The 12,935-nt window shown below is 63.0% G+C and carries 9 protein-coding genes and 1 pseudogene; 6 read left to right on the top strand and 4 right to left on the bottom strand.

Annotated elements, in window-relative coordinates; translation table 11 throughout:
- Nucleotides 1-31 precede the first annotated feature (31 nt).
- Complete coding sequence (gene rnk, locus M1D87_RS25405; protein ID WP_123083980.1) at nucleotides 32-442, top strand: nucleoside diphosphate kinase regulator; 411 nt, start codon at nucleotides 32-34, stop codon at nucleotides 440-442.
- 117 nt (nucleotides 443-559) lie between these two features.
- Here the strand turns inward: rnk and M1D87_RS25400 are convergent, their stop codons facing one another.
- Nucleotides 560-3,415, bottom strand: coding sequence for a class I adenylate cyclase (locus M1D87_RS25400; RefSeq protein ID WP_421091510.1), 2,856 nt, complete (start codon nucleotides 3,413-3,415; stop codon nucleotides 560-562).
- Nucleotides 3,416-3,587: 172 nt separating this feature from the next.
- Between M1D87_RS25400 and M1D87_RS25395 the strand changes: the two genes are divergently transcribed.
- Nucleotides 3,588-4,040: a YaiI/YqxD family protein gene (locus M1D87_RS25395; RefSeq protein ID WP_013974739.1), complete on the top strand. Its 453-nt coding sequence runs from the start codon at nucleotides 3,588-3,590 to the stop codon at nucleotides 4,038-4,040.
- Nucleotides 4,041-4,219: 179 nt separating this feature from the next.
- Here M1D87_RS25395 and elbB read toward each other — a convergent pair whose 3' ends face one another.
- Complete coding sequence (gene elbB / locus M1D87_RS25390; protein ID WP_004375530.1) at nucleotides 4,220-4,879, bottom strand: isoprenoid biosynthesis glyoxalase ElbB; 660 nt, start codon at nucleotides 4,877-4,879, stop codon at nucleotides 4,220-4,222.
- Nucleotides 4,880-4,991: 112 nt separating this feature from the next.
- On the opposite strand from elbB, the pseudogene M1D87_RS25385 reads away from it, so the two are divergent.
- Nucleotides 4,992-5,570: pseudogene (locus M1D87_RS25385) on the top strand (sterol desaturase family protein); the annotation flags it as partial.
- Between the two features lie 549 nt (nucleotides 5,571-6,119).
- Here the strand turns inward: M1D87_RS25385 and M1D87_RS25380 are convergent.
- Nucleotides 6,120-6,764 (bottom strand): DedA family protein, encoded by a 645-nt coding sequence (locus M1D87_RS25380; RefSeq protein ID WP_015272245.1) that lies wholly within the window; start codon nucleotides 6,762-6,764, stop codon nucleotides 6,120-6,122.
- A gap of 213 nt (nucleotides 6,765-6,977) precedes the next feature.
- Between M1D87_RS25380 and ppk1 the strand changes: the two genes are divergently transcribed.
- Nucleotides 6,978-9,218 (top strand): polyphosphate kinase 1, encoded by a 2,241-nt coding sequence (gene ppk1, locus M1D87_RS25375; protein ID WP_013974735.1) that lies wholly within the window; start codon nucleotides 6,978-6,980, stop codon nucleotides 9,216-9,218.
- Here the strand turns inward: ppk1 and ppx are convergent.
- The gene (ppx, locus tag M1D87_RS25370) at nucleotides 9,205-10,707 is read right to left on the bottom strand and encodes an exopolyphosphatase (RefSeq protein ID WP_004375529.1); all 1,503 of its coding nucleotides are present in this window, start codon (nucleotides 10,705-10,707) and stop codon (nucleotides 9,205-9,207) included. The genes ppk1 and ppx overlap by 14 nt on opposite strands.
- Before the next feature lie 256 nt (nucleotides 10,708-10,963).
- Between ppx and trxA the strand changes: the two genes are divergently transcribed.
- A complete protein-coding gene (gene trxA / locus M1D87_RS25365) occupies nucleotides 10,964-11,290 on the top strand; it encodes a thioredoxin TrxA (RefSeq protein ID WP_012274768.1) in 327 nt (108 codons plus the stop codon).
- Nucleotides 11,291-11,663: 373 nt separating this feature from the next.
- Entirely contained in the window at nucleotides 11,664-12,923 is a 1,260-nt protein-coding gene (rho, locus tag M1D87_RS25360) for a transcription termination factor Rho (protein ID WP_003253661.1), read from the top strand.
- The last annotated feature ends 12 nt before the right edge of the window (nucleotides 12,924-12,935 follow it).

The following is a 12,935-nucleotide window of genomic DNA, read 5'->3' as shown; positions in this document are numbered from 1 at the left end:
AACCGCCTGTTCAAAGGAGTCTGACTGGATCATGAGCACCAAGCCTTCCCTCATCCTCACCCGATTGGACGTACAACGTCTGGAGCGTCTGATCGACAGCCTCGACGAGAGTACGCCGGGTGTGCTCGCCCTGCAGGGCGAGCTGGACCGCGCCGAGCAGGTGGTCGGTCACGAGGACGTCCCGGCTGGCGTGGTGACCATGAACTCGCGCGTGCACTGCCGTGAGGAAGCCAGCGGCAAGGACTACCACCTGACCCTGGTGTACCCGAAGGATGCCGGGCCGGAAGGCAAGGTCTCGATCCTGGCGCCGATCGGTTGCGCCTTGCTGGGGTTGTCGGTGGGCGAACAGATCGACTGGCCGGCCCCGGGGGGCAAGACCCTCAAGCTGAAGCTGCTGGAAGTGGAATACCAGCCGGAAGCGGCGGGCGATTTCGACCTGTAAGGGCCAGGGGGGCCGCTGTGGGAGCGGGTTTACCCGCGAAGAAGGCGACGCGGTGTATGGCACCGGCTTCGCCGGTGTTCGCGGGTGAACCCGCTCCCACATGTGTCCCCCGGCAACTCAGGATCCTTCTGCCAAAACCTGCTCCAACCCCTCGTTCAAAGCCTGCTCCAGCTCCCGCTTGTAGCGCAGGTACAGCTGCGTCGACCCCAGCTGGTCATCCAGCAGCTCGGACAAATCCAGGTCCGTGATGTAGCAGCGGTACTGCCCTGCACCACGTCGCTGCCCGATGATCTGCCGGGCCACCACCGCATACAACTGCTCACCATGCTCCAGTTCGGAAAACTCCTGCTGGTCGCAATACAGCGTCACGTGCGCCGCGCCTGCCACCCCGGCCTGGATGATCGCCTGCACCTCATAGTAAGGCTGGTCGCTACCCTCGACCGGCGCCTGGCGCGGCTCGATGCTGCGCGCCTTGCCTGGCCCGGAAGGCAACAGTTGCGCGTAGTGGATGTCCAGTGAAGCCGCGCGCTGGGTGTCCAGCGGCAGCCGGGCATCACGGCGCATCACCACCGAGCGCAGAAAGCGCTGCAGCGGCAACAGCAAGTGAGCTTCGTCGTGCAGCGGCAGGCGTTGCTGCCACAGGGCATTGTATTCATCCAGCACGTACAACTCGGCCCAGCCACCCTGCAGGCGGTAGAACACCTGGATGCAGAAAGGCCGGCCTTGCTCCAGCACCAGGTGCAGGTCGTGGTCCTGCAGGGCGTTGGCATCCAGGTACAGTGGGCTGTAGGCGCTGCGTTCTTCGCCCAGGTGGTTCAGCAGTGCCTCATGCTCGGCCAAGGTGGTGAGGCCGACATGCCCGGCCATCAGCTCCAGCACATGGGTGTGTTGGGCCACCTGCAGCAGGTAGCGGTGGTTCAGGCCCTGTTCCAGCAGCAGTTGTACGGTGTCGAATATTTCCTCCACGCGTTGGCCTATGGCCTGGGCGCGGCTCTGGCAGAAGCAACGCACCCGCACCTTCGGCCGGTGTCCGCGCGGCACGGGGCTGTTGAGGAAGTCGCGCAGGCAGCGCACCAGTGCGTGCTCGCCGTCATAGCGCTGGACCAGTACTTCGTTCCAGCTGTTGAGGATGACCTGGTCCAGGGTCAGGACCAGGTTTTCGCGCACGCCTGCGTAGCTCAAAGAGTCTGTGCGCTCGGTGGTCATCAGGATGTTCAGATCGCGGTGGTGGCGCAGCGGGTCGATGGCGACGTTGACCAGCAACAGCACCTCGTCGGCAATGCTCGGCTGCAACAAGCGCACCTCGCTGACGGTCGGCAAGGGCAGGGGAATGCTCTGCTGGAGGCAGCCGATCAGGTTGAATAGCTCGAATTCGCTGAGGTCGCTGACACCCGGGTGCAGCGCCAGGCGCGTGCTGCTGTCGATCACTCCGTTGCGATAAGCCCAGGTCAGCAACTCGAGCACCTCGCGGCAGCGTTTGAGCGGGCTGAAGTGGTCCACCTCATGGGGGCTGAGGTTGCCGGTGTACAGCTCCCAGTGATGGCTGCCGGGCTCCTTGCGATTAGGCGCTTGTACCAGGGTCAGGGTGCCTTCGGCCAGGTCCGGGGCGATCCCGGGGTTGATGACTTCGACCTTGCCGGCGCGGCGCTCGAAGGCGGCGTAAAGGCGCCGGCCCAGCACATTGAGATCGCGTTGGTCGGCGCGACTGCTGGCGTTCTGGGTGCGAGCGAACTGGCTGAGAAATCGGTAGCTATGGTTCAGTTCGGCCACCAGTTCACGGCGCTCGATGGCAACCTGCTGCACCTTCCATTGGTTGCGACTGTCCAACAGGGCCAGCTGGCGCTCGTCCCAACCCCATTCGTCGGCCAGGCGCTGCAACAGCCGGCGTTGCCAGCCATTGGCCCGGGTCGGGTCGCTGAGTTTCTTGTTCACCTTCAGGTACAGGCTGCGCCGCACCAGCTCCAGGCGCGCGTGTTCGCCACGCTGCAGCAGGTAGCGCTCGATGCGCCGGTACACCATCACGTAGGGGTCCAGCTCGTCGAGGTCTAGCTGGTTGGCGAACACTGCCTGCTTGTAGTCCAGGCTCAGGCAGCGAACGGTGGGGTGCTCGCTGGCATAGGCCTCGGTCAGCAGCAGCTTGAGCAGCGACTTGTAGGGCGAGTCGATGCCTTTGAATAGCTGCCACAAGCCGGCGCCGACGAACTCGCCGGGCGGGATGTGCGCCAGGTTGCCGAGATCGAGGGCGTCCTGGCTGCGGATGAAACGCTTGGACAGCAGGGTCTGGGTATAGGTGTGGTAATCGTGTTCCTGGTAGACCGGCACCAGCCACCACAGTGGCGTGCGCCCGGCCAGCCAGATAGTGGTGCGGTAGAACTCGTCCAGCAGCAGATAGTGCTGGGTGGTACCGCAATCGTCGGAGCCGAGCTGGCCTTCGCGCTGGCCCTGGGCGAAACCTTGCGTGTCGATCAGGAAGAAGTGCGCCTCGGCACCCAGGCTTTCCGCCCATGCCTCAAGCAGCTGGCATTTGCGGCGCAGTTCGTCCAGCAGCTCATCGGCCAGGCCCGGGGCGTGGCAAACCCACAGGTCCATATCGCTTTGCTCGGCCTGGGCCAGTGAGCCCAGGCTGCCCATCAGGAACAGGCCGTGGATCGGCCGCGGTGGGTTGCCATGGCGGGCCTTGTAGGTGAACGAGCGGGCAAGACGCTGTGCCTCGACTACAAGATCGGCGCCTGGCTCGTAGCCCGATACGCCGGCAGGGGTGCTGCCGGAAACATAGCCTGGCAGCAGCGGGTGGTTCACATGAAACAGCAGCGGCAGCAGTGTCAGCACCTGTTGCTGGCGCGTCGACAGGCCCTCCAGGGCCCGCTGCAGCCGGCCTTGGTTGAGCCGCAGGAAGCGCGCACGCAATGTCGCCAGGACCTTGCGGTCGATGCCTTCGTCCAGGTCGGGGCGGATTTCGTGGGGGTGGTTCATTGCGCACTCGGGCAGGCCAGCGGGGCTGTGGCGAGTGTAGCCTGAGTGGCGAGGTCGGATAAGCGGCAATTGAAATATTGGCGCCATTTTTCCAGCGCCCATGGGTGGCTGCTGCAGCTTTCGTTGCGCTTGAGGCATGATGGGGGCCTCAAGCTGATTGCGAGGTTTTCCGATGCGTGTGTGGATCGATGCCGACGCCTGCCCCAAGGCAGCCAAGGATCTGATCGTCAAGTTCGCCCTCAAGCGCAAGTTCGAGGTAGTGATGGTGGCGGGCCAGGCTGTGGCCAAGCCGGCGTTCGCTATCGTGCGCCTGATCGTGGTACCCAGCGGCATGGACGCAGCCGACGATTACCTGGTGGAGCACGCCGTGCCTGGTGAGTTGGTGATCTGCAGTGACGTGCCGCTGGCCGACCGCCTGGTGAAAAAGGGCGTGGCGGCACTGGACCCGCGCGGGCGCGAGTTCGACGAGCGCAACATGGGTGACCGGCTGGCGGCGCGCAACTTGTTTACCGAGTTGCGCGAGCAGGGCCAGGTGGGGGGAGGGCAGGCGCCTTATGGCGAGCGCGAGAAGCAGGCGTTTGCCAATGCGCTGGACCGGATCATCGCCCGGTTGTCCAAACCCTGAAGCGACCCGGCTGGCAGGATGGACACGACGTGTGGGAGTGGCCTTGTGTCGCGAAAGGGCCGCGAAGCGGCCCCAGGATTTCAGCTTCGCCGCATAAATTGCCGAGGCCGCGCTGCGGCCCTTTCGCGACACAAGGCCGCTCCCACAGGGGCCGCGTCAGATTCTGAATCTTGCACCAGTTACTCGTGCGTCAGCTCCAGCACCCGATCCACCAGCTTGTAGATCCCGCCAGCCGCTTCACTGATCGACTTGGCCTCCATGTACGCCGGGGTGGTCACCAGCTTGCGCTGGGTGTCCTCGACAATATCGTGCACATCGCATTCTTCATGAGTGCCACCCATCTTCTGCACGGCCGCCGCAGTGCCAGCGTCGGTACCGATGGTGCAGACCACGCCTGGCCCGTAGATCTTCGCCGCCAGCGCCGGCGAGATGCAGATCAGGCCGACCGGCTTGCAGGCGTCGGCAAAGGCTTCGGCCAGGGCCAGCACATCCGGGTTAACGGTGCAGTTGGCGCCTTCCACGGCAAAGTTGGACAGGTTCTTCGCCGCCCCGAAACCGCCCGGCACGATCAGCGCATCGAAGTCTTCGGCCTTGGCCTCGCGGATGTCCTTGACCTCGCCACGGGCAATGCGCGCCGACTCCACCAGCACATTGCGCGATTCGGGCATTTCCTCGCCGGTCAGGTGGTTGATCACATGCATCTGCGCAATGTTCGGCGCGAAGCACTGCACCTGCGCACCACGCTGGTCGAGGCGCAGCAGGGTGATCACGCTTTCGTGGATTTCGGCGCCGTCATAAACGCCACAGCCGGAAAGAATCACCGCTACTTTTTTTGTCATGCTTTTTACTCCAGTGTCGAGGCGCTAAATGTCCTCTAGTTTGGCAGATGTAGCCATAGGGATTCCTGCAAGCGCGGCCTAATCTTGGCGGATAACGTCTGAGGTCGTACCCATGGACCTGATCCTGCTGGCCGTGCCGTTCTTCTTCGTGCTGATCGCCGTCGAACTGCTGGCCGACCGTGTGCGTGGCCAGCGCAACTTCACCCTCGCCGACTCGATCAACAGCCTCAGCACCGGCGCGCTGTCGACCAGTACCGGGTTGCTGACCAAGGGGGTGGGGTTGGTGACCTATGCGCTGGCGTTCGAGCACATGGCGTTGCTGCGCCTGCCGCCGCAGGCCTGGTGGGTGTGGTTGCTGGCCTTTGTCCTGTACGACTTCTGCTACTACTGGCTGCATCGTCTTGGCCACGAGCGCAACGTGCTGTGGGCTGCGCATTCGGTGCATCATCAGAGCGAGGAGTACAACCTCACCACGGCGCTGCGCCAGACCAGCAGTGGGTTCATCTTCTCGTGGCTGTTCTACCTGCCGCTGGCGTTGCTCGGTGTGCCGCCGCTGGTGTTCATCACGGTGGCATCGCTCAACCTGCTGTACCAGTTCTGGGTGCATACTCGGCACATTCCCAAGCTGGGCTGGTTTGAGTGGGTGTTGATCACGCCATCCAACCATCGCGTCCACCATGCGCAAAATCCTGCTTACTTGGATCGCAATTACGGCGGCGTGTTCATTCTCTGGGATCGTCTGTTCGGTACCTTCAAAGAGGAGGACCCAGCCGAGCCGGTGGTGTTCGGGGTGACCACGCCGCTGGCCAGCTGGAACCCGCTGTGGGCCAACCTGCAGTTCTATGCCCAGCTCTGGCACGACGCCCGGCGCGCCGACAGCCTGTGGGACAAGCTGCGCATCTGGTTCATGCCCACCGGCTGGCGCCCGGCCGATGTGGCCGCACGCTACCCGCAGGCCAAGCAGGACCTGGCGTTGTTTCGCAAGTTCGAGGTTGCCCTGGGCCGTGCGCAGCAGGCCTATGTGGCGGCGCAATTCGTGGGTTACGTGGCGCTAGGCAGCTATCTGATGGAGGTGGCCGAGCGCGTGCCAACCGCCGCCCTGGTACTTGGCTGGGCGCAGATGGCGTTTGGCTTGTTCGTACTTGGCGCGCTGCTGGAGAACCGACCATGGGCCATGCGCCTGGAGTTGGTACGGTTGCTGGCGAATGCGCCGGCGCTGTACCTGGCGGGCGCACTGGGCCTAGCGGTGGTCGTGCCGCCGACCTGGTTGTTCCTCGTGGCTTACAGCCTGCTCAGCCTCTGGGGCCTGGGCTTTGCCCGCCGCCTTGCGCTCCGCGCGCAACGTGCGGAAACGCCGGCGCAGCCACAACAGGCCGCCCAGCGCCAACAGGCCACCGAGCACCCATAGCTCGTAGCGCTTCACGTTGCCCAGCAGGCCTTCAAGGATGGCACCGAAGTGATACGCGGCCGCGCCCAGGGCCACTGCCCAGATGGCCGCGCCGATACCGTTCAGCAGCAGGTAGCGGCGTGGCGGGTAGCCGGACAGGCCAATGGCCACCGGCATGACCGTGCGCAAGCCATAGACGAAGCGGAAACTCAGTACCCAGATGTCGGGGTGGCGACGGATGTGGTCCAGCGCCCGGTCACCCATCGCCTGCCAGCGTGGCTTGCGCGCCAGGATCCTGCGCCCGTGGCGGCGGCCCATGAAGTACCACAGCTGGTCGCCGGCATAGCTGCCGAAAAATGCCACCAGACACACCAGGTTGATGTCCATGTAACCGCGGAACGCAAGGAATCCTGCAAGCACCAGGATGGTCTCGCCTTCGAAGAAGGTGCCTAGAAAAAGGGCGAAGTAGCCGAAATCCTGCAGGAATTGTTGAAGCATTTTCTGAGGTGCTGGCGAAATGAACGCGAAGCCTACCCCTTCGCGCGCGTTCGTGAAAGTGTCCAGATGTGTCTCGACATGAACAATTCCTGCTTGGAGAATGCCAGAAGCCACGCGCCACGGCTTGCCCTGGCGTGTAACACAGGCGTCATAATGGGCGCTTATCTTGCCGCTCAATAGATGATAGGGCGTTAACGTCCTCAGGAACGCCAGATGAATAATGAAGTGCTAACCCCTGTCGCGATCAAGGATGCTCAGGAACTCCCCGAAGAGATGGTGCAGACCCCGCCAGACCTGCCGCCAGCGCCCCTGCCTGCCGAACCGGTGGCAGAGACTGCGGCCCCGGCCCCTGCGCCGGCCCCGGCGATCGTCATCCCAGGCCTGGACGACAGCAGCCTGTACATTCATCGCGAACTCTCGCAGCTGCAGTTCAATATCCGTGTGCTGGAGCAGGCGCTGGACGAGAACTACCCGCTGCTCGAACGCCTCAAGTTCCTGTTGATCTTCTCCAGCAACCTCGACGAATTCTTCGAGATTCGCGTCGCCGGCCTGAAGAAGCAGATCAACTTTGCCCGTGAACAGGCTGGTGCCGACGGCCTGCAGCCGCACCAGGCGCTGGCGCGCATCAGCGACCTGGTGCACAGCGAAGTGGAGCGCCAGTACGCGATCCTCAACGACGTGCTGCTGCCCGAGCTGGAAAAGCACCATATCCGCTTCATCCGCCGGCGTTACTGGACGCCGAAGCTCAAGACCTGGGTGCGCCGCTACTTCCGCGACGAAATCGCCCCGATCATTACCCCGATCGGCCTCGACCCGACCCACCCGTTCCCGCTACTGGTGAACAAGAGCCTCAACTTCATCGTCGAGCTCGAGGGTGTCGACGCCTTCGGCCGCGACTCGGGCCTGGCGATCATCCCGGCCCCGCGCCTGCTGCCGCGGGTCATCCGCGTTCCGGAAGAGGTGGGTGGCCCGGGCGCCAACTATGTGTTCCTGTCGTCGATGATCCACGCGCACGCCGACGACCTGTTCCAGGGCATGAAGGTGAAGGGCTGCTACCAGTTCCGCCTGACCCGTAACGCCGACCTGGCGCTGGACTCCGAAGAGGTCGATGACTTGGCCCGCGCCCTGCGCGGCGAGCTGTTCTCGCGCCGCTACGGTGACGCCGTTCGCCTGGAGGTGGCCGACACCTGCCCGAAACACCTGTCGGACTACCTGCTCAAGCAGTTCAGCCTCAGCGAAAGCGAGCTTTACCAGGTCAACGGCCCGGTCAACCTTACCCGCCTGTTCAGCATCACCGGCCTGGACAGCCACCCCGAGTTGCAGTACACGCCGTTCACCCCGGCGATCCCCAAGCTGCTGCAGAACGCCGACAACATATTCAGCGTGATCGGCAAGCAGGACATCCTGCTGATGCACCCGTTCGAGTCCTTCACCCCGGTGATCGACCTGCTGCGCCAGGCCGCCAAGGACCCGCACGTGCTTGCCGTGCGCCAGACCCTGTACCGTTCCGGGGCCAACTCGGAAATCGTCGACGCACTGGTGGACGCGGCGCGTAACGGCAAGGAGGTCACTGCGGTGATCGAGTTGCGGGCGCGCTTCGACGAAGAGTCCAACCTGCAGATGGCCAGCCGCCTGCAAGCGGCCGGTGCGGTGGTGATCTACGGCGTGGTCGGCTTCAAGACCCACGCCAAGATGATGCTGATTCTGCGCCGAGAGCACGGCGAGATCGTGCGTTATGCGCACCTGGGCACCGGTAACTACCACGCCGGCAACGCCCGCCTGTATACCGACTACAGCCTGCTGACCTCCGACGACGCCCTCACCGAGGACGTCGGCAAGCTGTTCAGCCAGTTGATCGGCATGGGCAAGACCCTGCGCATGAAGAAGCTGCTGCACGCGCCGTTCACCCTGAAGAAGGGCATGCTCGACATGATCGCGCGGGAAACTCAGTTCGCCCTCGAAGGCAAGCCGGCGCATATCATCGCCAAGTTCAACTCGCTGACCGACGCGAAGGTCATCAAGGCGCTGTACAAGGCCAGCCAGTCGGGCGTGAAGATCGACCTGGTGGTGCGTGGCATGTGCTGCCTGCGCCCAGGCATTCCGGGGGTTTCGCACAACATTCAGGTGCGCTCGATCATCGGGCGCTTCCTCGAACACACGCGGGTGTTCTACTTCCTCAATGGCGGCGAAGAGCAGATCTACCTGTCCAGTGCCGACTGGATGGAGCGCAACCTCGACAAGCGCGTCGAAACCTGCTTCCCGGTGGAAGGCAAGAAGCTGTTGCTGCGGGTGAAGAAGGAGCTGGAAGGCTACCTGACCGACAACACCCATGCCTGGACCCTGCAGCCGGACGGGCGCTACGTGCGCAGCACGCCAACCGGCAACCAGAACCCGCGCAGTGCCCAGGCGACCCTGCTGGAGCGCCTGAGCAACCCGGTCCTCAACGTACGCTGAGGACGAAGCCGACCCGGGCCAGCCACTCCGCCTCGTTGGCGAAGTCGGCCTGGGTCAGCTGGTTCTGTTCCAGCCAGCCCTCCGGGAAGGCGACGTCGAGGCTGCTGTCGGCAGCCTTGAGCTCGACCTTCGGCATCTGCTGATTGCCACGGATGTGGTGGAACAGGATGGCGAAGCGCAGCAGCACGCACAGGCGCAGCAGCTTGACGCCTTCCTCGCCCAGTTCGGCGATCTTGTCCTTTGGGATGTTGCGGCGATGGCCGCGTACCAGCAAGGCCATCATCTGCTGGTCCTCGCGGGAGAAGCCCGAAAGGTCGGAGTGCTCGATCAAGTAGGCGCCGTGCTTGTGGTAATGGTAGTGGGCGATATCCAGACCGATTTCGTGAACTTTCGCCGCCCAGCCCAGAAGATCGCGCCAATTTCCGTCTTTCAGGTCCCACGCGTCGGCCACTTGGTCGAAGGCGTGTAACGCCTTGCGCTCGACGCGCGCAGCCTGGCCTTGGTCCACGTGGTAGCGCTCCATCAGCGAGTTCAGGGTGCGTTCGCGCACGTCTTCGTGGTGGTGGCGGCCCAGCAGGTCGAACAGTACGCCTTCGCGCAGGGCGCCGTCGCAGTGGTCCATGCGCTGCAGTTCCAGGGCATCGAAGATCGCTTCGAGAATCGCCAGGCCCGCCGGGAAGATGGTGCGGCGGTCCGGCTTGACGCCTTCGAAGTCGATCTTGTCGACCTCGCCAAGCTTGAACAGCTTGCGCTTGACCCAGGCCAGCCCTTCGGCGTTGACCTCGCCATTGCCCAGGCCGCCTGCCTTGATGGCGGCGCCGATGGCACGAATGGTACCGGACGAGCCGATGGCCTCGTCCCAGGTCAGGCGGTGCAGGGCATTCTCGATGCTCATCAGCTCCAGGCGCGCGGCGGTGTAGGCCTGGGCGTAGCGGGCCGGGGTTATCTTGCCGTCGCGGAAGTAGCGCTGGGTGAAGCTTACACAGCCCATCTGAAGGCTTTCGCGCAGCAGCGGCTCGAAGCGCTGGCCGATGATGAACTCGGTACTGCCGCCGCCGATATCGGCCACCAGGCGCTTGCCGGGGGTATCGGCCAGGGTGTGCGACACGCCCAGGTAGATCAGGCGCGCTTCTTCACGGCCGGAGATCACCTCGACCGGGTGGCCAAGGATGGCTTCGGCGCGCTGGATGAATTCGTTGCGGTTGCGCGCTTCGCGCAAGGCGTTGGTACCGACGATGCGCACGGAGCCTGCCGGCATGCCGTTGATCAGTTGGGAAAAGCGCTTGAGGCAATCCAGGCCTCGTTCCATTGCCTCTTCACTGAGCATGCGTTCTTCGTCGATGCCGGCGGCCAGCTGAACCTTCTCGCCGAGCCGCTCGAGAATGCGGATTTCGGTATGGTGGGCCTTGGCCACGACCATGTGGAAGCTGTTGGAGCCAAGGTCGATGGCGGCGATCAGGGACAGGTTCTTCGCGATGGTATGCGGCATGATCTGGTTGTTCTCGGTCGTTAACCCGGCAATCGTGCCACGATAGCAGGCTGTCGCCAACGCGTGGCACACAGCCGTTGAGCTGGCCTTGATGCAAGGCAATGTGCCATTCGATGCTATGACGTCTGTATGACAGTTTCGATTCGTGGCGTCTTGCACAACTATAGTTACACTCAATCGTCCGCGGCTTCCTGTAGGAGACTGGTGCGGCTATGATGGGCAACGTTTTTTATTGCTTACGACCTTGGAGATTTCCATGAGCGACAAAATCAAACACGTCACCGACGCCAGCTTCGAAGCCGACGTACTGCAGGCTCAAGGCCCGGTGCTGGTCGACTACTGGGCTGAATGGTGCGGCCCATGCAAGATGATCGCTCCGGTTCTGGACGACATCGCTGCCACCTACGAGGGCAAGCTGACCGTCGCCAAGCTGAACATCGACGAGAACCAGGAAACCCCGGCCAAGCACGGCGTGCGTGGTATCCCGACGCTTATGCTGTTCAAGAACGGCAACGTCGAAGCCACCAAGGTCGGCGCCCTGTCCAAATCGCAGCTGGCCGCGTTCCTCGACGCCCACCTGTGATGTGAAAAAGCCCCGCAGATGCGGGGTTTTTTTTGCCTCTGCAAAGGCAGTCTTGCCCATGTAGGAGCAGCCTTGTGCTGCGAAAGGGCCGGTAAGGCTGACGTTGTCGCTGCGGCTGATGGCCTCTTCGCAGCACAAGGCTGCTCCTACAGACAGGTGTGTTGCAGCTGAAAATGGCAGGGCAAAACCACTAGACGCAGAAAAAAGCAAGTGTTACATTCGGCCTCGCACTGCTTCTCCAGTGCCCTCTACACGCCGTCGCCGAAGCATCCCTAATTCGAATCAGTACGCGATCTTGTCGCCATCTAGCGGCGCGGCCTCATTAAGCCAGAAGCTTAATTCTCCCTTCTTACATGATTACGTCATTCCCCTTATGAACCTGACTGAACTCAAGCAAAAGCCGATTACCGATCTTTTGGAAATGGCCGAACAGATGGGCATCGAAAACATGGCCCGTTCGCGCAAACAGGACGTGATTTTCGCCCTGCTGAAGAAGCACGCGAAAAGCGGCGAAGAGATCTCGGGTGACGGCGTGCTGGAGATTCTCCAGGATGGTTTCGGTTTCCTGCGTTCGGCTGATGCGTCCTACCTGGCCGGCCCTGACGATATCTACGTCTCGCCCAGCCAGATCCGCCGCTTCAACCTGCGTACCGGCGACACCATCGTCGGCAAGATCCGCCCGCCGAAGGAAGGGGAGCGTTACTTCGCCCTGCTGAAGGTCGACACCATCAACTTCGACCGCCCGGAAAACGCGAAGAACAAGATCCTGTTCGAAAACCTGACGCCGCTGTTCCCGAACAAGCGCCTGAAGATGGAAGCCGGTAACGGCTCCACCGAAGACCTGACCGGCCGCGTCATCGACCTGTGTGCCCCGATCGGCAAAGGTCAGCGTGGCCTGATCGTTGCTCCGCCGAAAGCGGGCAAGACGATCATGCTGCAGAACATCGCGGCCAACATCACCCGTAACAACCCCGAGTGCCACCTGATCGTCCTGCTGATCGACGAGCGCCCGGAAGAAGTGACCGAAATGCAGCGCACCGTGCGCGGCGAAGTGGTTGCCTCCACCTTCGACGAGCCGCCAACCCGCCACGTGCAGGTTGCCGAAATGGTAATCGAGAAGGCCAAGCGCCTGGTCGAGCACAAGAAGGACGTGGTCATCCTGCTGGACTCGATCACCCGTCTGGCGCGTGCCTACAACACCGTGATCCCGAGCTCCGGCAAGGTACTGACCGGTGGTGTCGACGCCCACGCCCTGGAGAAGCCGAAGCGCTTCTTCGGCGCCGCGCGTAACATCGAGGAAGGCGGTTCGCTTACCATCATCGCTACCGCGCTGGTCGAAACCGGCTCGAAGATGGACGAAGTGATCTACGAAGAGTTCAAGGGCACCGGCAACATGGAGCTGCCTCTGGACCGCCGCATCGCCGAGAAGCGCGTGTTCCCGGCCATCAACATCAACCGCTCCGGTACCCGCCGCGAAGAGCTGCTGACTGCCGACGACGAGCTGCAGCGCATGTGGATCCTGCGCAAGTTGCTGCACCCGATGGACGAAATCGCCGCCATCGAGTTCCTGGTCGACAAGCTCAAGCAGACCAAGACCAACGACGAGTTCTTCCTGTCGATGAAGCGCAAGTAAGCGTTTCAGGCC

The sequence above is a fragment of the Pseudomonas sp. SA233 genome (genome assembly GCF_054792385.1).
This window is presented reverse-complemented; position numbering and strand designations above follow the sequence as displayed.

What these genes read in the sequence shown, in the direction of transcription:
- rho (WP_003253661.1), top strand. Translation starts at nt 11,664, where the DNA reads ATGAACCTGACTGAACTCAAGCAAAAGCCGATTACCGATCTTTTGGAA.
- elbB (WP_004375530.1), bottom strand. Translation starts at nt 4,879, where the DNA reads ATGACAAAAAAAGTAGCGGTGATTCTTTCCGGCTGTGGCGTTTATGAC.
- trxA (WP_012274768.1), top strand. Translation starts at nt 10,964, where the DNA reads ATGAGCGACAAAATCAAACACGTCACCGACGCCAGCTTCGAAGCCGAC.
- M1D87_RS25380 (WP_015272245.1), bottom strand. Translation starts at nt 6,764, where the DNA reads ATGCTTCAACAATTCCTGCAGGATTTCGGCTACTTCGCCCTTTTTCTA.
- rnk (WP_123083980.1), top strand. Translation starts at nt 32, where the DNA reads ATGAGCACCAAGCCTTCCCTCATCCTCACCCGATTGGACGTACAACGT.
- ppk1 (WP_013974735.1), top strand. Translation starts at nt 6,978, where the DNA reads ATGAATAATGAAGTGCTAACCCCTGTCGCGATCAAGGATGCTCAGGAA.
- ppx (WP_004375529.1), bottom strand. Translation starts at nt 10,707, where the DNA reads ATGCCGCATACCATCGCGAAGAACCTGTCCCTGATCGCCGCCATCGAC.
- M1D87_RS25395 (WP_013974739.1), top strand. Translation starts at nt 3,588, where the DNA reads ATGCGTGTGTGGATCGATGCCGACGCCTGCCCCAAGGCAGCCAAGGAT.
- M1D87_RS25400 (WP_421091510.1), bottom strand. Translation starts at nt 3,415, where the DNA reads ATGAACCACCCCCACGAAATCCGCCCCGACCTGGACGAAGGCATCGAC.